Origin of the sequence: Pseudoalteromonas rubra (assembly GCF_005887115.1) — a bacterium.
GTDB classification, from domain to species: domain Bacteria; phylum Pseudomonadota; class Gammaproteobacteria; order Enterobacterales; family Alteromonadaceae; genus Pseudoalteromonas; species Pseudoalteromonas rubra_F.
In genome coordinates this window covers 145469-165251 of record NZ_PNCJ01000009.1, presented here as the reverse complement: position 1 = coordinate 165251, position 19783 = coordinate 145469, and the positions used below count along the sequence as shown (strand labels likewise).

21 protein-coding genes are annotated in these 19783 nt (G+C 47.9%); 17 read left to right on the top strand and 4 right to left on the bottom strand.

Features of this window, described 5'->3' with window-relative positions:
- Window positions 1-25: 25 nt before the first annotated feature.
- Window positions 26-1198 (bottom strand): helix-turn-helix domain-containing protein, encoded by a 1173-nt coding sequence (locus CWB98_RS06835; protein ID WP_138544173.1) that lies wholly within the window; start codon window positions 1196-1198, stop codon window positions 26-28.
- Between the two features lie 197 nt (window positions 1199-1395).
- Here CWB98_RS06835 and CWB98_RS06830 point away from each other — a divergent pair, with 197 nt between their 5' ends.
- Both CWB98_RS06830 and CWB98_RS06825 read left to right on the top strand, forming a co-directional pair.
- On the top strand, window positions 1396-1851 hold the full coding sequence (locus CWB98_RS06830; protein WP_138544172.1) for a DUF6326 family protein: 456 nt from the start codon (window positions 1396-1398) through the stop codon (window positions 1849-1851).
- 80 nt (window positions 1852-1931) lie between these two features.
- Window positions 1932-2921: a tetratricopeptide repeat protein gene (locus tag CWB98_RS06825; RefSeq protein ID WP_138544171.1), complete on the top strand. Its 990-nt coding sequence runs from the start codon at window positions 1932-1934 to the stop codon at window positions 2919-2921.
- 44 nt (window positions 2922-2965) lie between these two features.
- Here CWB98_RS06825 and CWB98_RS06820 read toward each other — a convergent pair whose 3' ends face one another.
- Entirely contained in the window at window positions 2966-3319 is a 354-nt protein-coding gene (locus tag CWB98_RS06820) for a DoxX family protein (RefSeq protein WP_171045600.1), read from the bottom strand.
- A 101-nt stretch (window positions 3320-3420) separates the two neighbouring features.
- Between CWB98_RS06820 and CWB98_RS06815 the strand changes: the two genes are divergently transcribed.
- From CWB98_RS06815 to CWB98_RS06785, 7 genes are all read left to right on the top strand, one after another.
- Window positions 3421-4293: a LysR family transcriptional regulator gene (locus CWB98_RS06815; protein WP_138544169.1), complete on the top strand. Its 873-nt coding sequence runs from the start codon at window positions 3421-3423 to the stop codon at window positions 4291-4293.
- Window positions 4294-4466: 173 nt separating this feature from the next.
- The gene (locus CWB98_RS06810) at window positions 4467-6104 is read left to right on the top strand and encodes a diacylglycerol kinase family protein (RefSeq protein WP_138544168.1); all 1638 of its coding nucleotides are present in this window, start codon (window positions 4467-4469) and stop codon (window positions 6102-6104) included.
- A gap of 12 nt (window positions 6105-6116) precedes the next feature.
- Window positions 6117-7502: a sigma-54-dependent transcriptional regulator gene (locus CWB98_RS06805; protein ID WP_138544167.1), complete on the top strand. Its 1386-nt coding sequence runs from the start codon at window positions 6117-6119 to the stop codon at window positions 7500-7502.
- 14 nt (window positions 7503-7516) lie between these two features.
- Window positions 7517-7717 carry a histidine kinase gene (locus CWB98_RS06800; protein WP_138544166.1) on the top strand — a complete coding sequence of 67 codons (201 nt, stop codon included), beginning with the start codon at window positions 7517-7519 and terminating at the stop codon, window positions 7715-7717.
- Window positions 7718-7728: 11 nt separating this feature from the next.
- Entirely contained in the window at window positions 7729-9216 is a 1488-nt protein-coding gene (locus tag CWB98_RS06795) for a sensor histidine kinase (protein WP_138544165.1), read from the top strand.
- Window positions 9209-9655 carry a response regulator gene (locus CWB98_RS06790; RefSeq protein WP_138544164.1) on the top strand — a complete coding sequence of 149 codons (447 nt, stop codon included), beginning with the start codon at window positions 9209-9211 and terminating at the stop codon, window positions 9653-9655. The genes CWB98_RS06795 and CWB98_RS06790 overlap by 8 nt, the downstream gene beginning before the upstream one ends.
- Window positions 9656-9664: 9 nt before the next feature.
- Complete coding sequence (locus CWB98_RS06785; protein WP_138544163.1) at window positions 9665-11614, top strand: response regulator; 1950 nt, start codon at window positions 9665-9667, stop codon at window positions 11612-11614.
- A gap of 49 nt (window positions 11615-11663) precedes the next feature.
- On the opposite strand, the gene CWB98_RS06780 is transcribed toward CWB98_RS06785, so the two are convergent.
- Entirely contained in the window at window positions 11664-12224 is a 561-nt protein-coding gene (locus tag CWB98_RS06780) for a BON domain-containing protein (protein WP_138544162.1), read from the bottom strand.
- A gap of 250 nt (window positions 12225-12474) precedes the next feature.
- Between CWB98_RS06780 and CWB98_RS06775 the strand changes: the two genes are divergently transcribed.
- The 7 genes from CWB98_RS06775 (at window position 12475) to CWB98_RS06745 (ending at window position 18118) form a co-directional block, all read left to right on the top strand.
- Window positions 12475-13425 (top strand): mechanosensitive ion channel family protein, encoded by a 951-nt coding sequence (locus CWB98_RS06775; RefSeq protein ID WP_138544161.1) that lies wholly within the window; start codon window positions 12475-12477, stop codon window positions 13423-13425.
- Window positions 13426-13571: 146 nt separating this feature from the next.
- Window positions 13572-14018, top strand: a complete 447-nt coding sequence (locus CWB98_RS06770; RefSeq protein WP_138544160.1) for a PA2169 family four-helix-bundle protein — start codon at window positions 13572-13574, stop codon at window positions 14016-14018.
- Window positions 14019-14089: 71 nt separating this feature from the next.
- Complete coding sequence (locus CWB98_RS06765) at window positions 14090-14260, top strand: DUF1328 domain-containing protein (RefSeq protein ID WP_082353057.1); 171 nt, start codon at window positions 14090-14092, stop codon at window positions 14258-14260.
- A gap of 39 nt (window positions 14261-14299) precedes the next feature.
- Window positions 14300-14491, top strand: a complete 192-nt coding sequence (locus tag CWB98_RS06760; protein ID WP_138544159.1) for a hypothetical protein — start codon at window positions 14300-14302, stop codon at window positions 14489-14491.
- A gap of 205 nt (window positions 14492-14696) precedes the next feature.
- The gene (locus CWB98_RS06755; protein ID WP_138544158.1) at window positions 14697-16859 is read left to right on the top strand and encodes a S9 family peptidase; all 2163 of its coding nucleotides are present in this window, start codon (window positions 14697-14699) and stop codon (window positions 16857-16859) included.
- Window positions 16860-17030: 171 nt separating this feature from the next.
- Complete coding sequence (locus CWB98_RS06750; protein WP_138544157.1) at window positions 17031-17519, top strand: RNA polymerase sigma factor; 489 nt, start codon at window positions 17031-17033, stop codon at window positions 17517-17519.
- A complete protein-coding gene (locus CWB98_RS06745) occupies window positions 17516-18118 on the top strand; it encodes a hypothetical protein (RefSeq protein ID WP_138544156.1) in 603 nt (200 codons plus the stop codon). The genes CWB98_RS06750 and CWB98_RS06745 overlap by 4 nt, the downstream gene beginning before the upstream one ends.
- A gap of 48 nt (window positions 18119-18166) precedes the next feature.
- On the opposite strand, the gene CWB98_RS06740 is transcribed toward CWB98_RS06745, so the two are convergent.
- On the bottom strand, window positions 18167-18982 hold the full coding sequence (locus tag CWB98_RS06740) for an aminotransferase class IV family protein (RefSeq protein ID WP_138544155.1): 816 nt from the start codon (window positions 18980-18982) through the stop codon (window positions 18167-18169).
- 81 nt (window positions 18983-19063) lie between these two features.
- On the opposite strand from CWB98_RS06740, the gene CWB98_RS06735 reads away from it, so the two are divergent.
- Window positions 19064-19417: a MerR family transcriptional regulator gene (locus CWB98_RS06735; RefSeq protein ID WP_138544154.1), complete on the top strand. Its 354-nt coding sequence runs from the start codon at window positions 19064-19066 to the stop codon at window positions 19415-19417.
- Window positions 19418-19783: the final 366 nt, after the last annotated feature.

Here is a 19783-nt window from a genome sequence, read left to right as displayed (position 1 = left end):
ACTGTGGCTCATCACTATAAGCTATTCACCTACCGACTCTTCTATACTCAGTCGGCGTCAGCCCCGTTTCCTTTTTAAATGCCTTATAAAATGAAGAGCGGGCGTTAAATCCAACCTCAAGCGCAATATGCAACACTGAGTCTTTGCCAGCCAGTAAACGCGCTTTCGCCACCTCGATGCGCCAGTGATTCACAAAGTCAAAGAAGTTCATTTTCAGTGTTTCGTTTAACACCTGAGAAAGGTAGTTGGCTGAAACGCCGCTTGCATCAGAAAGCTTTTGTAGCGTCAGATCGGCATCCAGATACAGCTTATCATCCTGCATCACTGAGGTGACTTTTTTGACTATCCGGGCAGAGCGTTCCTTATCCAGAGCCGATTTATGATACTTATTGAGTCTATCTTGACTACTTGGTATATCCAGAGCATTCAGACTGTCTGCCTCATTATCCAGTGCAGGAATAAGCAATGGGGTGGCTTGCTGCATAGCAAAAAAGGTCAGGCTCCAGGTAAGTATCAATGCAATCAGTATTTCAGTGCCAAGCGTCAATATGGCATGTCCAAACAGGCTGGACAAAAAAGCGCAGCTCAGCGCTAACACCCAGATACACGTGGCCATAAAAATAAGCCGTTTTGTCGCGAATATCCTGGGGTCATCAAGGTTAGAATAGTGGGCTTTTAGTTCAGTCCTGAATACCATCAGACGTTTTGTTATTACCACCAAGGTCAACCCACATTCAACCAGCCAGGCACATATCAGGGCCAGCATCGCACCAGCCAGTACCACAGCATGCAACCCAGTAGGTATTTCATCGGTAACAAACAGTGCCCGATGCTGTTGTGATGGCAAGGTAGCTATGATGCTTGCAACCACTATTGCGGGCCATAACAAAACAAACTTTTTCAAATTCAGTGTGTACTGAGTCCGGCTTTTTTGTGTGGTAACTCCCTGAATGTACAAACGTAACGCAGGGCAAAGCACAAAGAGTACAGGAAAACCAATAACCGTATAAGCCTGATACCAGTCAGGTAAAACAGCCGGTACGATTGCATTCAAGGCCAGCACGCCACAAGCACTGAGAAATATCACCAGCGGTATTCGATAAGTGCGTGTTGACTGTTTGATCAGCAACACAGGCACACTCAAGGCGACTTGCCCAATTAGCATCGCCGTCAGCACCAACACAATAGGTTCAGCCACTTCTCCCCCCTGACACTTGAAACAAAGTTATCCGTAGTTAATTGTTTTATTTACTTTTAATTTTTCTTTCTTGCAAAACTGTCCGCGCCTTTACGCTGGGACGACGCTTTAGCTCAGCGCAGTTAGTCTGAGTGCTACCTGGATATAACCGGGTAAACCTTTTTACATGGACCCCAATATGAACTAAGGAACCACGTATGACAAATCCAAATTCAACCGCTGGCGAAATACCCGATGGCCGTATTCGCTTTAAACTTGCAACGCTTTGGTTGCTGGTGATGCTCAATATGGTTTATGCCGATATCCTGGCCTTTGTCTCGGCTTTTATCACGCCTGGCGTCATTGAGACATTGATGAGTGGTTATTCCGGCTCGGTCAAACTATCACAGCCGCTGCTACTGGTCAGCGCCATACTCATCGAAATTCCTATCATGATGATTTTTTTATCCCAGTTTCTCGGCTACCAAATAAACCGGTTATGTAACCTTGTGGCCGTCCCGCTCACCTTTGTGTTTGTACTGGGGGGGATTGAAACCGATCCTTTTTACCTGTTTCTGGCCGCCATTCAACTTAGCTTACTTTTGACTATTGCCTGGACGGCCGTCCGTTGGCGTACCCCTGCCGCACACCCAATCGGAAGCCCCATCAATTAAGTCGCAAACCGGCGCGTTCACTGAGCGACAAGTTAAAAAGTAACACTATTTATTTTAGATACTTAGAAGGAAACATACACATGAATAACACACGACTGATGCCCCTTGCACTGCTTATTTGCAGCACTACAGCCACTGCCAGTATTGAGCAAGGACGGGCAGAATTTGAAAAAGGCAATCTACGCCTTGCACAGTCTCTTTTGCTGCAACAGCAGACCTCTGATTATCATAAGCCGCTGCTTCTGGCACGTATTGCGCTGAAAAGTGATCAGGATGAAGTCGCGCTACAATATATAGAAGATGCACTCGCTCAGCACCCAAACAATCCAGAGCTCTATTTTGCCCATGTTGAAGTGGTCGCCAAAATAGCCGAGCAGGCAAGTATTTTCAGTGTCTCTGGTTATATTAAAAAGCTCAAAGCATCGTTCATCAAAGCTGTGGAATTGGCCCCGGATAATACAGAATATCGCACTGCACTGATCAAGTTTTATATCAATGCCCCTTCCATGTTTGGTGGCGATGAACAGGCCGCTCTGACACATATTGACGAATTAGAAAAAATCGCCCCTTTTGAAGCCTTTCTGACACGCTTGCACCTGCTTGGTAAAACAGGTGAACAAGATGAGTTCGCTCGCGTAATTGCCATCGGACAGAAGCGCTTTGCTGCAGAACCTCGATTCTTTTATACCCTGGGTCAGGTATATCGCGAGCACGACCAGAGCGAAGAAGCCTTAAACCAGTTCCGCAAAGCAGCTGCCATGAAAACAGCGACCACTCAGCAGGAAAAGGCCAGGAACCATTCACTGGTACTCATTGGTGTACTCAGCAAGCAGCTAGGTAAACACCATGATGAGGGTGAAGCGGCATTGCGGCAGTATCTGGATGAAGCGTCGCACCACTACGATATGCCAGATAAAAGCCTGGTTAAATTCAGGCTTGCCGAAATAGCGATAGACCGCAGCAAAACCGCAGTTGCAAGACAGCTTTTAAACGAAGTCATTACTGAAACACTGAGTGAGCGCCTCAAGAAAAAAGCCCGCTCTGCGTTGAAGAAACTGGCCAGAGCATGATGTCATCAACCATCACAGGCTTTATTATGGAGCCTGTTTTCAAACTACAATAACCCCGATACAAGCAGAGAAATGGAACCGCTCCCGGTTAATATCGCAGGAATGGCGTCCTTGAATGTGTCATATTTGAAATGGAAATAACATGCACCCACAGAGGTTGTCAGGATCAGAGCCGCACCAAGCTGCAGGGCTATTTCGTGCTCGGTCAGAATGGCAAAAATTATCAATCCGGCAGCGGTTGATTCAATCATACCGATCCCATACATGTGTCCTCTGCCAAGTCCGTATCGCCTGAGAAATTCGCTTTGTATTTTGAACACAACAGCGCTCCAGGCAAAAATCTTTTGGGAGCCGGCCAGAGTAAAGAAAATAGCCAGAAAAGTAGCAATTATAATCATCAATATCCTCCTAATAGGGTTAAGGAGTAGCATTAGAGCATTCCAATTAAACACAATGAATAGTATTGTTCACCTAGATGGTATTCCAAAATGGAATGAATATGGACAAACTGATTTGTATTAAGCTATTTACCGAAGTGGCTAAAAGAGGCAGCTTTACCCACACAGCAAATGCACTCAATATGACACAAAGTGCGGTAAGCAAAAAAATCGCCTGGCTTGAGCAACACCTTGGTTTTACTCTTTTCCACAGGACATCTCGCGCTATTTCATTGACCACGTCAGGAAAGGCATATCTAAAATATAGCCAATCGCTGCTTGATACTATGAGCGAAGTGGAGCACCAGATCCGTGATGAGCAAACACAGATCAGTGGCCATATTAAAATCTCTGCTCCCAGCGCTTTTGCGACGCAGCGTCTGGCAGATCCGCTTTGTGAGTTTATGCGCCGCTACCCTAAAGTAACTCTGGATGTAGGTGTAAGCGATCAGCATGTAGACCTGATAAATGAGGACGTAGACATCGCAATCCGGGCTTCAGCCCTCAAAGACTCAGGGTTGAAGGCAAAAAAGTTACTGGACCACTGTGCTTGCTACTTCGCAGCCCCTCAATATCTAAAGCGTAACGGCACCCCGCCCACTCCTGAAGCACTTAAAACCCATCAGTGCATCACCTACTCTCTCAGTAACCCCTCTAATATCTGGCGGTTAGATAACAAACACTACACTGTTAATGAATATATCAGATCTGACAGTCCGGAAATGATTGTTAAATTAGCCCTTTCAGGGTTAGGCATTGCAGCCATGCCGAGCTGGATGGTTGATACACATCTCGCTGACGGCACGCTCATTAACTTATTTGAAAACAAGCAAGGCCACACACTACCTATGTATGCGCTCTATAAAAACACCGAGTTTACACCAGCAAGAATACGCGCAATGCTTGATTTTCTTCATGAATATTTCACCAACTAAATTGCCAGATTATTAATTATCAGAACCAAGCAATTAATTCATAGCAAGGTCGGTAAATTTTACACACTCTGTAAAACTCTCCTACGCTGAAGTCTGGAGACGCTGTTTTGAGGGCCTGCAAAGCGGAATGAGAATTGAATAGTGTCTATCAGTCTCTCACATTAGGAGTATTCATGAGCACAGCACACTACTATCTTGTTTTACTGCTGTTTACCCTGCCACTAATCATATTGAACCTGAACAACTTGATGCTTTTGCCATCTATCTGGCTCAGTGCGTCTATTGCCTGCGTCTACGTAGCCTATGCGCTGGACAGACCAGGACTGTTTCGTAAACGCACCACAGGACAAGTGCCATTTTATATCAAAGCACTGCTGCTGCCCTATTTTATAGGGGCGCAGCTCTATAATGCCTGGCAACGATACCAGGACAGTGTGCCACCGGTACAAGAAGTGAAAGACAACTTATTTTTAGCCTGTCGTTTGTTTCCCAGCGATATCCCCATGCTGCAATCCAAACAAGTTGATGCAATACTGGATGTTACTGCCGAATTCGACGGTCTGAACTGGTCTGCCGAAGAGCAAGGCTTGTACTACCTGAATATACCCATTTTGGACCATCAAACTCCCAGTGAAACCCAATTGCGACATGCGCTGAACTGGATTACCGTGATGCATCAGCTCAACAAGAAAGTAGTCGTCCATTGTGCGCTGGGACGTGGCCGCTCGGTATTTGTCGTTGCTGCTTACCTGATGCTGCAGGACCCGTCCTTATCCGTGGATGATGCCATGCAGTTTATCAACAGTAAACGGCAGACAGCACGTTTAAACCGCTATCAGCACCATCGCCTTAAAGCACTGATGCATGATCTGCGCGATACGCCGGGTTCGCGCCTGGATTTGATCATTAATCCCGTTTCTGGCGGCGGAAAATGGCACCTGTACGACAATCAGGTGATTGGCCTGCTGTGTAGCAAGTACACCCTTGTTCTGCATTTTACCGAACAGGACACGGATGTTGCAGCACTGGCCGTTGAGCTAAGCCAAGACGCCGAGCGGCTGATTGCCTGCGGCGGTGATGGCACACTGACCGCCGTTGCTCATGCACTGGTCAACAGTGAATGTAAACTGGGGTTTATTCCGCTTGGGACAGCCAATGCACTGGCACATGTACTGCTGGGGATACGCAGTAAAGTGGATCCAATCAGTAGCGCCTGTGAGGTGCTGTTAAGTGAACATTACATACAAATAGATACTATGACCTGCAACGGCGAAACGGGACTACTGGTTGCCGCCTTTGGGTTTGAAGCGCAGATGATTGAGCACGCCAATCGCGGCGAAAAAAACCGCAGTGGCCAGCTGGCCTACATCAGTGGCTTTATTAATGCCGTCTCCGATGGACAAAAGCAGCGCGTGACATTGCGCATTGATAATCAACCTGCACAAAGCCTGGATATTGCCAGTCTGGCGGTGGCTAACGCAGCCCCCATTACCACAGTGCTGGCGCAAGGCGGTGGTGAACCGGATTATCAGGATGGCTTGCTGGATCTGACGCTGATCCATCATGAACCAGAGTCTGCGTCTCGCGCTCTGAGTGTGGCACAGCTGATTGCAACCGGCGTGTCTGGCCCTTCTGCAACACAGGAGAGTGCCGTTTCACACACTCGCTGCCAGCGAGTCACTTTACACGCAGACTCAGAGCAAATACAGTATAGTATTGATGGTGAAGTAAAAAGTGCCGACAGCCTTAACATTGAAGTGAATCAGGCTTCCTTGTGGATCATGGCCCCAGAGTCGACACATTCAAGCTAACAAGGATCCCGAATGAAGACCGTTCTGCTGGTTGATGATGACCAAGAATTTACGACTATCGCCGCTCGGATCATTGAGTTTATAGGCTGTGACGTATACACCGCGGGCAGCATAGGCGAAGCAAAACAGTGGCTTGCTGATATGCGCTTTGACCATCTGTTTCTCGACTTTATGCTTCCTGATGGCAGTGGTTTACATCTCATAGACCATATACGTAGCCTCAAACTCACGGCACAAATAACCCTGATAACAGGCCATCCTTCGGTTAAGGCGGCACTGGCCAGCATGTGCGATGAGCAAATCAATTATCTGACCAAACCCATAGAAGCCAATGACGTTAAACGTGTTCTCGACACCAAAACCGCCAATCACCATGCCCAAACGGATCCCTTTGAACGCCATTTTGGCTGCCTGATCGGCCACTCTCCCGCCATGAAAAAACTGGTTACTATGATAGAGCGGGTCGCGAAAACCAATGCCAATGTATTGTTAATGGGAGAAAGTGGTTCAGGTAAAGAAGTCGTTGCACAGGCTATTCACAATGCCAGCCAGTGCAGCGGTGAGCAGGTGTCGGTGAATTGTGGCGCAATTGCCAAAGATCTGATCGGCAGCGAATTGTTCGGTCATGAAAAAGGGGCTTTTACCGGCGCAATCAACCAAAAGAAAGGCGTATTTGAGCTGGCACAGAATGGCACTTTATTTCTGGATGAAGTCACAGAAATGCCCATTGAAATGCAGCCTAATCTGCTCAGGGCGCTGGAAACGCAAACCATTACCCGAGTGGGAGGCGCTAAGCCTATAGAAGTCAATTGTCGCGTGGTGTCTGCGACCAATCGGACGCTGGCCGAAATCGCCCAAAAGAACGTGCTGCGTGAAGACATTTATTTTCGTCTGGCCGTATTCCCCATTGAAATCCCGCCGCTGCGCGCACGTCCTCAGGATATACCGCTGCTGAGTGAGTTTTTTGTCCACCAGCTCAATGATGAATATAAAACACAATATCAACTCACCGAGCAGGCTCATGCTGTACTGGCAGCACACAGCTGGCCAGGCAATATCCGAGAGCTGAAACACTGTATTCATCGCGCATTTATTATGGCAGATCCCGATACGACCACACTGACGATAGACGAGATTGTCAGCTCGCCATTCGCGAGTACGCAGGAGCCTGACATTCAAGTACCGGCCCGGGCGCCTGCGACATCAGCCACGACCCTGTCCGCGCCGGTCAAAGTCGGCGAAACCATCGAAGAGGTCGAACGAAAACTGATTTACCAGACTCTGGAGTCGGTCGATGGCAATAAAACTTTGGCCGCAAAAATGCTGGGGATCAGCACCAAAACACTGTACAACCGCCTGAATGCGTACGAACAATCAACACCTGAAGAAACAAAGTAAAGCGAGGGGGAAAGATGACAGACAAATCTGATATCGCAACACTCATTCATGATGCCAGAAAGCCACTCAATCATATTTCTATGCACGCGGAGTTGATTAAGATCCTGAGCCAGAAGCCAGGTTCAGAAGCCGAAATTCAGCAATCAGCCGACGACATCATTAAAGCCAGCAAGGCCTGTAGTGAATTGCTCCAAACCTTGATGACACAAGATTGACGGAAACGACTGTGCACGCATTCAATCACTCCCGGTATCTACAAAGTATGGTGTGGCTAATCCCGCTGTTGATCCTGACAGGGGTCATATTAGTGGCCACTTTGGGATTAAAAAACACCGATGAAATCGCCAGAATTCAACACAGCCTGCAAAATACCGGCGAAGTCATGCTTAGGGTCGATCAATTGCACATTGACATTCTTAATGCCGAATCCGGGCAGCGAGGCTATCTCATTTCCCAGCGCGAAAGCGATCTGGCTCCCTATAAAATTGCACTGAAAAAATTTGAACACAGCCTGAGCGAAGCCCAGACAATCCGCTCGGAAAGCCCTCCTCAGCAGCAACGCCTGGAACGTTATATTCAGCATGCCCGGATTAAATTTGAGTCTTTATCTGCCAGTGTAGCGCTGGCAAGGGACAATGAGCAGCTTGAACCACACAGAATGCTGGACGATGTGCGAAGTACCGGGATTGACTTGCGCACCCTATACGCCACCATCATGACTGAAGAGACCGAGATCCGAAACCTGTTGATGGCGCGCCTGACGCAGGCACGGGAAACCGCAAAAGACAACCTGATCTGGTTCACGGTGTTAAGCACCCTGATCAGCACCCTGTTTTTAGGGTTTTTAATTAAACATCTGCACAGTGTTCGTCGTTCAAAAGAACAGCTGGAACGCTACAATGAGCAACTCGAAGATAAAGTGAAAGAGCGCACTCAGGCACTGGAGCTATACGCAGATGAGCTGACCCGTAGCAATCGCGAGCTCGAAGACTTTGCATTCATCGCTTCTCATGACTTACAAGAGCCGCTACGAAAAATTCGCGCGTTTTCTGATCGTATCAAGGCCAATTACGAAGCGCTGCTTGATGAAAAAGGCAAGGATTACCTGTCCAGAATGGACAACGCTGCCAAACGGATGTCAGTGTTAATCACCGATCTGCTCTCTTTGTCCAGAGTAACGACCAAAGGAAAAGCGTTCGAAGATGTCGCACTTAGTCCACTCGTAGAGACTGTACTGGATGACCTGGAGATCACCATCAGCGACACCAATGCCCGTATTCAGGTTGACCCCTTGCCGACCATTGAAGGCGACCCTGTCCAGCTCCACCAATTATTTTTGAATTTGCTATCCAACGCCATGAAATTCCGCCGCGAGGGCGTGCCGCCACAGATTGCCATAACCATGAGCAAAACCACAGCACCCAGCAAGTTACTTGAAGACATTGAATGCGACTGGCTGGAAATTGATCTCACCGACAATGGTATTGGCTTTGCCGCCGAATATAGCGAAAAAATATTTACCCCGTTTCAACGCCTGCATACCCGTAAATCTTATGAAGGTACGGGTATTGGTCTTGCCGTATGCCGACGCATAGTCGAACGTCATGGCGGGCAGATCAGTGCGCACAGTATTCAAGGCCAGGGCACCACTTTTCGCATCCTGTTGCCTGACCTTGCTTCCACTCTCACATTAAAGGACACCGCCGATGAGTAGCTTATCAACCAGACGCATTAATATTTTGATGGCAGACGACGATGAAGACGATCGTCTGCTGACCCAGGATGCCTTGCAAGAAAGTCGAGTACTGAACAATCTAAATTTTGTGCACGATGGTGTTGAGCTGTTAGCTTATCTGAACAATGAGCCGCCGTTTGAAGATAAAACGGCATATCCGCGGCCCAGCATTATTTTGCTGGATCTCAACATGCCACGAATGGACGGTCGTGAAGCGCTACAAAAGATTAAGGCGGATCCAACACTGCGCTCAATCCCCGTGGTGATCCTCACGACCTCAAAGGAAGAAGAAGACAAACTCAGAGGCTATGATCTCGGTGCCGCGTCGTATATTTCCAAGCCCGTGAACTTCGATGGACTGGTCGAACTGATGCGTCAGCTTGGCAAGTATTGGATTGAAATCGTCGAATTACCTTAGGAGACGCAGATGCAAAATGCGCAGGTGGTTAAGCTACTGCTGGTAGAGGACGATGAAGACGACTATGTACTGGCACTGGATTACTTACAACAAGTGCCCAATTATCAGTTTGATGTCACCTGGCTCAGCGAACATGATGACGTGCTGCAGGCACTGGAATCTGATCAGTTCGATCTCTGCCTGCTTGACCACCAGCTTGGCGGACATACCGGCCTGACCATTCTTGAAGCCGCCAAAGCCCTGCCCATCAATACCTCGTTTATGATGCTCACAGGCCAGGCCGATGAGGTGCTGGACGCAGATGCACTGGCACTGGGTGCACAAGATTTCTTGCTTAAGTCCGAGATCAGCAGCCCACGATTTATCCGCGCTATCCGTTACGCCTTATCCCGCAGGGAGCTTGAAAATGAGCGCCTGGAGCGGCTCCGAGCGCAGGCAACGAGTCGCGCTAAAGATCGCTTTCTGGCGCATCTTAGTCACGAGTTACGCACCCCTCTTACTTCCATCATGGGCTATACCGATCTGCTACTGACCCGCAGCGAACTGGACAATATCAAACCCGAATTATCCATCATTCACAATAACAGTCAGCATTTGCTGAACCTGCTCAACGACGTGCTGGACTTGTCAAAAATCAATGCTAACAGCCTGCAGGTGGAGCTTAATGAGATCTGCTTAGCCTCGTTGCTTACCGATCTGCATAACCTGTTTTCTATGGCTGCTGAAAAGAAAAACATTCAGTTCGCTATTCATGCTGACGACAACTTGCCTGCCTGCATTGAATCTGACGAAAAACGTCTGAAACAAGTGTTGATCAACTTGGTATACAACGCCATAAAATTCACGCCAAGTGGTCAGGTTGCAATTCGGGTGCAGACAGCGGCTGAAGAGAAACTTTGTTTTGCGATTGTAGACACCGGCATTGGTATCCCACAAGATAAACTGGCACATATTTTTAAACCCTTCGAGCAAGTACAAGATAGCACAACTCGCAGTGAGGAAGGCGCAGGCCTTGGACTGGCTATAAGCTGCGCACTGATCCGCCTGCTTGGCGGAAGTTTACAGGTTGAGTCAACCGTAGGAAGTGGCAGTACCTTTACCTTTACCATCAGGGCAGGTCAATGTTCAGGCCGACTTGGTCAGTTAGACTTGTTCGACCCGCCTGTCAGTCAGCCATCTGGTCAGACAACGAATTTGTCTGGGAAAGTGCTGGTAGTAGAAGACTTACCCGAAATTCGCCAACTGCTGGGGCAACTCATAACAGCCACAGGTGCCGAAGTCAGCTATGCCGAAAATGGCCAGGTTGCATGGGATTTGCTCACTCACCCTGATGCCCGCTTTGACCTGGTGTTTATGGACTTGCATATGCCAATATTAAACGGCAAAGACGCCATAGTTAAATTGCGCGCACAGGGCATTACCACACCAATTATTTCGCTTACAGCCGCAGCTCAAAAAAGCAATTTGGCAACACTCAAAGCACTGGGTTTCAATGATACGCTGACCAAGCCCGTTAACCTTGTTCAACTTGAGTCGTGCCTGCAAAGTTATCTGTCGGCGCACTCAACTGAGGAGCGCCATTCTACTGAGCCAGCTATGGCTAGTGCTCAAAAAAAGCGTATCTTACTGGTTGAAGACGATCCGGATGCACGCAATTTAATGAAGATCCTGCTAGAGTCTTTGGAGTGTGAGGTCGTTGTCGCGGGCAGTTGCGCTGAAGGTCTGCACGAGCTGGAAAAGTGCGCTACATTTGATATCGTGATGCTGGATATGAACTTGCCCGATGGTTCAGGGCTGGCACTGGCTGCAGCTGTGCACAAGCACCAAAGCCCAGCCAACCTGGTAGTAGTGAGCGGCAGTGAGCCCGACCCTGACGCCCTGCTCTCTTACCCAATCAATCAGGTATTACTCAAACCCGTGTCGCTCCCTGATCTGGCTACCGTTGTACAAAGCGCATAAAAAAGGCACGCTAAGCGTGCCTAAAAGTCAACGGAGTAATTGTATTGCTCTATGAGCGTTCATCAACAACGGTCAGCTTGTTGCTAACACGCTTTACATCGTCCGCGTTCGCTGCAATATTGACCACCAGCTGCTTTTCAGCGTCTGATTCAACTTCACCGGTCAGCGTCACGGTTTGATTGTCAACATCAACATCGATGTCGGTACCGCTGATGTCAGTATCAAACAGCAGACGGGTTTTAATCACTGTCGCGATTTTGGCATCGACAAAGTCAGACTCAGCATCGCCTTTGTCATCTTTATCTTTGTCCTCTGATACCACAGTCAAGCGGTTGTCTACCTCTTTTACACCGTCAATACCGATCAACAGCTCAGTTGCCAGTTTTTTATCAACGCTGTGGTCGACCTTACCTGTGAGGACCACCACGCCGTTTTTCACATCTGTGTTGATGTCGAACGAATTCAGGTTGCCATTGAACAATAAAGTGGCTTCAGCTTTACCGTCTATCCAGGCGTCGCTGGCCTCTTTTTCCCACTGATTGTCAGCAGCGTTAACCGCTGAAGTTGAAAAAGCCGTAGCAAAAGCAAGTGTTAGAATTGTGCGTTTCATAATCATTCTCCTTGTGGATGAGTTCACTTTGACAGGTGCAGCTTGCGTGCCAACCGATTTAGCCATTTAAAATCATATGGTTAGATAATTCCCTCTGCCTTTTGCCTGTATCTTTTACATACCGGTGTGGAACTATTTACTGGAAAATTCTACACAGGCCTCCGCGACTTTCACTAACCTATTGAAATTAAACATATAGCCCAATGGCACGCTCCCTGCTGCTATCACTAGATACAAATAAGGAGGCGTTATGTCATTTACATTTACCCCACAAGACTTCTGGTCGCTGATCAATGAGAAGCTCGTCCACTGGGCCGAACTGACAATTAAGAATTTACCCAACCTGGTCATTGCAACACTCATTTTTATTGTGTTTGTGATTCTGTCTAAATTTCTTGCTCGCTGGCTGCTGACCTTGCTTAAACGCTTGTTTGAGTCAAACCAGATAGCCGGGCTGATTGCAGGGATCTGCCGTATGATCCTGGTTGCGATCGGGTTTTTCTTTGCCCTGGATATTATGGGGCTGTCAAAAGCGGTGGCGTCACTACTTGCCGGTGCCGGCATCATAGGACTGGCAATCGGTTTTGCCTTTCAGGATATGACCGAAAACATGATAGCCGGGGTGGTGATGGGCATTCGCAAACCTTTCCGGGTTGGCGATGTGGTCGAAGCCGGCGACACCTTCGGCACCGTCCGCCGGGTTAACCTGCGCAATACGTTAATTGAGAACTTTTATGGTCAGCTGGCCATAGTGCCCAATAAGATCCTGTTTAAAAATGAATTGATCAACTACTCGCGCCTGGCCACCCGACGGATAGAAATAGAAGTAGGGATCTCTTATGCCGATGATATCGAGGAGGCCGAATCTGTGATTGTGGAAGCCATAAACGAGCTGGATGGCGTCATAAAACAACACGAAACCGATGTCTATGCCTGCGGGTTTGGTGATAGCTCAGTCAACCTGCTGGTGTGGTTCTGGATTGACTATCCTGGTGAGATTGGCTTTATGCAGATGCGCCACAAAGCCATTATTGCGATCCGCAAAACCCTGGAAGAAAACGATATTCTTATTCCCTTTCCTATTCGTACGCTGGATTTTAATGCCAAAGGCGGTACTAATCTGGGGGACATGCAAGTCAATATGCGCCAGCGTGCTCACAAACAGCAAAGTGGGAAAGAAGTACCCAGTAGTGAAGCGTAAAAGTTACAGACACAAGGTAAAGCTTGCATCGCTCGTTTATCATAAAACCATTAAGATATTGATATTTAATAACTTTAAATCTGGTACGGGCAATGCATTAGTCAAAGCAACTAACAAGCTTAAGCAATCAAGTAAGGAGTTAAACGATGACACATTCAAACTACGATATGAAACCTTTAAAGGAGTTAGTCAAGGTGCTTAATGGTGGTGTTGAATTTTACAAAGATGCCAAAGAGAAAGTGGACGACGAGCATATCTGTGCCATTTTCAACACCATAATCACGGAAAAGGTTCAGGCAATTTCGACGCTGCAAACGTACGTTCTGATTGACGAAGGCGAGCGCGAAACAAACACAAACAGTCTGGTTAAGCTGAGGGAACATTATACTCAGGTATTGGGCGGATTGAGCAGCGACAAGACTCACACTTACATCGCACAACTGGAAGAAGTTGAAGACAAGGTGCTTAACAAGATCAGCGACGCACTGGAGCAAGCATTACCGCCTCAGTGTGTTCAGGACTTAAGGCAGGTCCAGGTTCGCATGCAAGCATGTCACAACGAAATGAAAGCGCTGCAGGAGCTGACTGCTTAGGGCGTCACGGTCGCACCTTTGGTAATGCAGGGCGCAGGCCCTGCCTGATTAAACACAAACAGGAGGTTCACATGTTACGTTGGTCACTCGGATTTTTAGTACTTGCACTGATCAGTGCCATTCTGGGTTTTAGTGGTATCGCCGGTGCCGCAGCAGGCATTGCACAAATATTGTTCTTTGTTTTTATTGCCCTGGTTTTGCTGTCGTTTGTGCTGCCTGTGATTAAAAAGCCAAACGCTTAGCAGCCACAAGTTACTTCATTAAATTTTAAGGAGCACAATATGAAACACATGATTACTGCACTTAAGGCCACTTTTTTTATCACTATTTTGGGTCTGACAGGTTGTTCTGATGGTCCTGCTGAGGACGCTGGTGAGCGCGTAGACGAGGCCATTACAGATGTACAGAACAAGGCTGAAGACTTGTGTGAGAAAGCCAAAGAAAACCTCAATGCAGAAAACGAAAACTGCTAACATCAGGGTATGCCAGCTCGCCAAAGAGCTGGCCCTTACCAAATCATTGCACCTACCCGTCAAACCTCCCCACTTGTCTCAGGCCCTTTGTACTTTTGTTAAAGATGAGATTACAATCCGACAACAATCAAATTAAACACATTTGAGCATCGGCTCATTTGACTGACCAACCGAGGCTCGCCTCGAATGTCAAAAAAGGATAGACATGACAACCCTCAAATTCAGCGCCATTGCAGGTGCGATTATGCTGGCCAGCGCATGCAGCCAGACAACACCAACACAAAGCACAGACACTCAGGCTATTCAACAACAGGTTCAGCCACCGGTTGCACAGAAAATACCTCATGTAACCGAGATCCATGGCTACAAACTGGTCGATAATTATCACTGGCTACGCGACGACACCCGTAGCTCAGAGCAAGTGCTGTCTCATCTTGAGCAGGAAAACCGCTATGCCGATTCTAAACTCGCGCCCATTGAGTCACTGCGCAAAGACTTGTTTGAAGAAATCAAAAATAAGATCGCCAAAGATGACCGCAGTGTGCCGTACAAACGCGGTGACTATTACTACTTCAGTGAAGTAAAAGGCGATCAGGAATATCGTATTTACTATCGCAGCAAGAATGCAGATGGCACCAAACCGATCCAACTTTTCGATGCTAACGAGCGGGCTGAAGGCCAGTCTTACTATGGCCTGGGTGCACTAAGCGTGAGCCCAGACGGCAAGCTTATGGCCTTTGCAGAAGATACGCTAAGTCGTCGCATCTATACAGTCAGTGTGAAAAACCTTGAAACGGGTGAAATTTACACTGACAAATTAGAGGGCGCATCCGACAGCATCCAGTGGGGCAATGACAACCGCAGTATTTATTACATCAAGAAAGACCCTGTGACCTTACTCGGTTATCAGGTGTACCGTCACGTACTGGGCCAGGATCAGTCACAAGATGAGCTGGTGTATGAAGAAAAAGACAATACCTATTACACCTATCTGGAAAGAAGCAAAGACGGCAGTGAAATTTACATCGTCCACCACAGTACAGAGGCCAAGGGTCTATCCGTTATAGATGCCAACAACGGACAAGCAAAGCCATATCGCCTGCTGCCTCGAACCAAAGGGCATGAGTACAATGTGCTCAAACAAGGCGACTATTACTTCGTCTATACCAACGACAATGCTGTCAACTTTAAGCTTATGAAAGCGCACAAAGATGAGGTGTCGGATAAACGTAAATGGAAGACCATCATAGCCCACAACCCTGAGGCGAAGCTGGAAGACGTAGAGTTATTTGACACTCACCTGGTATATCAATCACGGGTTGAAGGCGTCGGTACTCTGAACGTATTGGACTTAAAAACTCGCTCACATAAGACCCTGTCGTTCAATGATCCGGCCTATATGGCAGAGATGGCTGGCAACCGGGAGCTGGGTAGCAGTTTTGTCAGGGTGAGCTATGAGAGCATGACGACGCCTGAGACCATCTATGATATCGACCTGAACACGCTGGAAAAAACGCAGCGTAAGCAAACCAAAGTACTGGGCGATTTCAATGCCGATGAATACGCTTCCGAGCGTCTGTTCATTACAGCCAGAGATGGCGTGAAAGTCCCCGTCACACTGGTCTACAAAAAAGCCATGTTCAAAAAAGATGGTACCAATCCACTGCTACAATATGGTTATGGTTCGTACGGTTCAACCCGAGACCCTTACTTCCGTGTCAGTACGTTGAGCCTGCTGGACCGGGGCTTTGTTTATGCCATTGCCCATATTCGGGGCTCTCAGGCACTCGGCCGACCTTGGTATGAAGATGGTAAAAAGCTCAATAAGAAGAACACTTTCAATGACTTCATCGACGTCACTAAGGAATTGACTAAGTCAGGTTATGGCGATCCAAAACGTTTGTATGCTCGTGGTGGCAGCGCCGGCGGCCTGTTAATGGGTGCGGTGATCAACCAAGAGCCTGAGCTGTATCACGGCGTACACTCGGCAGTGCCCTTTGTGGACGTGATCAATACCATGCTGGATGAGTCATTACCGCTGACAACCAATGAGTATGACGAATGGGGTAACCCGAATGACAAGGTCTATTTTGACTATATGCGCTCTTATTCACCCTATGATCAGGTCAGTGCACAGAATTACCCGAACATGCTAGTCACAACCGGTTTGCATGATTCTCAAGTACAGTACTTTGAACCCGCCAAATGGGTTGCCAAGCTACGCGAATATAAAACCGACGATAACACGCTGTTGTTAAAAACCGATATGTCTGCCGGGCACGGTGGTGCATCGGGTCGCTTTAAGAAAATCAACGATATAGCGCTGAGTTATGGCTTTATCATTGGCCTGGCTGAGGGCAAACTGTAGTACCAACACTTCCCCGGTGTTCACCGGGGATACATGCCATAGCCCATATCTGAGGGTTATGGCATGCCTCTCCCACTTCAGATTCACTGCACTTTTTTTGACAGTCTGTGACACATTCAGGTCCTGAGCATTACTAACCAAATAACATCAACAACAAAAAGCAGGGACATAGTGAACACACAACCTTCATTCGAACAAATGCTCGCTGAAAACGATGGACGAATACGGTATATCGCTTCACGCTATGGCGGCCCCGTAGAGCGCGATGATATGTATCAGGAGATCCTGCTGCAATTGTGGCGCAGCTATGAAAGCTTTTCGGGGCAATCCTCCATCGGTACCTGGGTGTATAAAGTGGCGCTCAATACGGCCAACACCTTTGTCAAAACCCGAATTAAACACAATGACATTAAACAATCCGTTTCGAGGCACTGTGGACAGCAACCTCAAGCTGAACATCCCGGCTGTCAGGCCGATATTCTTAATCAATTTATGGACACACTCAGTGATATCGATGCCGGTGTGCTGATGATGTATCTGGATGGCCTGAAGTCGGAAGACATTGCACACGTATTAGGGATAAGCGACAACGCGGTACGCTCGCGGATAAAGCGCATTAAACGTGAGTTTGAACAAAACTTTGTAGGAGACGAGTCATGAAACTGGATGATCTAAAGTACAACTTTGAACAGCAAATTGAAACCAACAGCTCAGAAGCGAAACTGGCATTGCAGATCGATGAGCTTAAGACTAAAACAAAGAAATATCAGCGTGATATTAAAATGCGCGATTTCATGGAAATCTCCATTTCCTTGTTGCTTATTCCTGTCTGGCTGTACGGCCTCACAATCAGCTTCAACTGGGTCCAGTCTTTAGGCTGTGTTCTGGCCATCCTGACGAGCCTGTATATCCCTTATAAATTGCTTAAAGCCCGACGTATTTCCCCCTGCAAAGATGACAGCATCCGGGCATATTTACATCAGGAACAGCAAAGGCTTGCTCAGCAAAAGCAACTCCTGGAAGGCATAGTATGGTGGTACATTGCACCCATTTTTGTCAGTGTCATGCTGATCACGCTGGGCGCCAATATGGATGACAAAGGGATTATTCAACTCGATACGCACATGCAATTGTATTACCTGATCGTGCTGTTTGGCATGGTGGGGATCTACTTTTGGAATAAACGCGCCGCCGAAAAAAGGTTTGGACCTTTGCTGGCGCGCGTGGAGCAGCAGCTTGATGAGTTGAGCGGTGAATAAACACATCACGTTGAGCCCCGGACTGCTTACGCAACGGGGCTCAGCGCACTAGATTACCTGAGCGGGCTCCGCCTCATAAGCCTGATGAAGCAGCGTGCGCAAAGACTCAGACTCACTCAGGCTGTGCCCGGAAATTTCTGCCACCGTCACACCCGGCGTCCAGGAGTTCATCACTACAGCCCCGCGCAGCGATGGCAGACGGCTCAAGGTGACCGGCTCGGTACGCTGCTCGGTATTAAGTAACCTTAGCTGCCGCTGTAGCACACTCATCATAGTGCCTTGTAGTTTAGGCGCCTGTGGCCAAATTACTGTTTCGCCATCCCAGAAGGCCAGATTCCAGATGGTTCCCTCACTCAGGCAACCTGTGCTATCTACAAATACCGCATCATCATAGCCCTGCTGCGCGGCCCTATGAAGATAGTAAGTTTTACTGATTTCGCCGACATGTTTAATTTCAGGTAACGGCCGACTATATTCCGTGGCCAGCAGTTTCAGCGGTCCGCCCGGTCCATTCGCAGGTTCACTAGTGCGAACCAGTACATTCGGCTGGCTGTTCATACTTTCTAGGGTGAACTCACCATGAGCAGAATACAGGGTCACCGTCAAAGACAAGTCCTTGCCCGCCGCAGCGATGGCAGCACGAACAGATGTCAGGATTTCGGCATCAGACAATGCCTGACCAAACAATTCGACTGAAGCATGACGTAACCTGTTCAGATGCAGATCCATGCCCTTTACCCTGCCATCACGTACCTGCATAGCGGTAAAATGTGCAAAACCAGAGAAGGCCAGCTGGCTCATCTGTGGCTCCTGAAGTAGCGTGCCGTTGACCACACTCTGCGATGTAAAGGTGTTTTCTTTCATACAATTAACTCCCAGTTTGAAACCCTTTTTGGAAGCCAGTACTATAAACCCTGACAGCACTGTGAGAGTCAAGAACGCATAATGAAAATCGGCGAATTATCGAAACAAACAGGAATCAGCATTCGCATGCTGCGGTATTACGAAGAGCAAGGCTTGCTTCACCCCAGCCGCTCCCCTTCAGGCTATCGCCACTACACATCGAACGATATCCAGACACTAACCCGTATTCAGTTACTGAGCGCGGCAGGCATGACACTCAATACCATTTTGCAGTTCCTGCCCTGTATTCGCGGCGACAGGCCCATTTTTGAACCCTGTGACGAGCTAAGAAACCTGTTACATAGCGAAATCAAAGCCGTTGATGAGAAAGCCGCGCGACTGGCTGAAAGCAAAGCAATACTCAGCCAGTTTTTAGCAGAGATTGAGCAGGGGTAAGTCAGCGCCCATACCCATTGTTGTTAAATCAAAGTAGTATGTTACTCATCTTGCTCAATGGGAATTGTGAATGAAGTGCCCTGACTGTGCCCAAAATGGGATTTCTCCGCTGCAGAAATCGCATCTTATCTTTGATACAAAAGTCCGTTGTAAACTATGTGGTTCGCTACTTTATCTTCACAAAGGCGCTTTATGGACGATAACAGGCGCAATGAACCTGAGCATTATGCTTGTATCAGTCTTTGCTTTTACCATACGGTCTGTCGACATGATTTTGTTGGGCGCTGTAATAACTCCACTGTTGGCCGCTGTTGCTGCATTGTTGTGCCCGATGAAAGTCAAATCCCAAATAGGCGCTAAACGAAG

Coding starts and splice junctions, on each gene's coding strand:
- CWB98_RS06800 (WP_138544166.1), top strand. CDS start 7,517: ATGACAGACAAATCTGATATCGCAACACTCATTCATGATGCCAGAAAG.
- CWB98_RS06815 (WP_138544169.1), top strand. CDS start 3,421: ATGGACAAACTGATTTGTATTAAGCTATTTACCGAAGTGGCTAAAAGA.
- CWB98_RS06745 (WP_138544156.1), top strand. CDS start 17,516: ATGAAACTGGATGATCTAAAGTACAACTTTGAACAGCAAATTGAAACC.
- CWB98_RS06825 (WP_138544171.1), top strand. CDS start 1,932: ATGAATAACACACGACTGATGCCCCTTGCACTGCTTATTTGCAGCACT.
- CWB98_RS06785 (WP_138544163.1), top strand. CDS start 9,665: ATGCAAAATGCGCAGGTGGTTAAGCTACTGCTGGTAGAGGACGATGAA.
- CWB98_RS06770 (WP_138544160.1), top strand. CDS start 13,572: ATGACACATTCAAACTACGATATGAAACCTTTAAAGGAGTTAGTCAAG.
- CWB98_RS06760 (WP_138544159.1), top strand. CDS start 14,300: ATGAAACACATGATTACTGCACTTAAGGCCACTTTTTTTATCACTATT.
- CWB98_RS06810 (WP_138544168.1), top strand. CDS start 4,467: ATGAGCACAGCACACTACTATCTTGTTTTACTGCTGTTTACCCTGCCA.
- CWB98_RS06790 (WP_138544164.1), top strand. CDS start 9,209: ATGAGTAGCTTATCAACCAGACGCATTAATATTTTGATGGCAGACGAC.
- CWB98_RS06775 (WP_138544161.1), top strand. CDS start 12,475: ATGTCATTTACATTTACCCCACAAGACTTCTGGTCGCTGATCAATGAG.
- CWB98_RS06830 (WP_138544172.1), top strand. CDS start 1,396: ATGACAAATCCAAATTCAACCGCTGGCGAAATACCCGATGGCCGTATT.
- CWB98_RS06755 (WP_138544158.1), top strand. CDS start 14,697: ATGACAACCCTCAAATTCAGCGCCATTGCAGGTGCGATTATGCTGGCC.
- CWB98_RS06765 (WP_082353057.1), top strand. CDS start 14,090: ATGTTACGTTGGTCACTCGGATTTTTAGTACTTGCACTGATCAGTGCC.
- CWB98_RS06820 (WP_171045600.1), bottom strand. CDS start 3,319: ATGATTATAATTGCTACTTTTCTGGCTATTTTCTTTACTCTGGCCGGC.
- CWB98_RS06740 (WP_138544155.1), bottom strand. CDS start 18,982: ATGAAAGAAAACACCTTTACATCGCAGAGTGTGGTCAACGGCACGCTA.
- CWB98_RS06735 (WP_138544154.1), top strand. CDS start 19,064: ATGAAAATCGGCGAATTATCGAAACAAACAGGAATCAGCATTCGCATG.
- CWB98_RS06805 (WP_138544167.1), top strand. CDS start 6,117: ATGAAGACCGTTCTGCTGGTTGATGATGACCAAGAATTTACGACTATC.
- CWB98_RS06780 (WP_138544162.1), bottom strand. CDS start 12,224: ATGAAACGCACAATTCTAACACTTGCTTTTGCTACGGCTTTTTCAACT.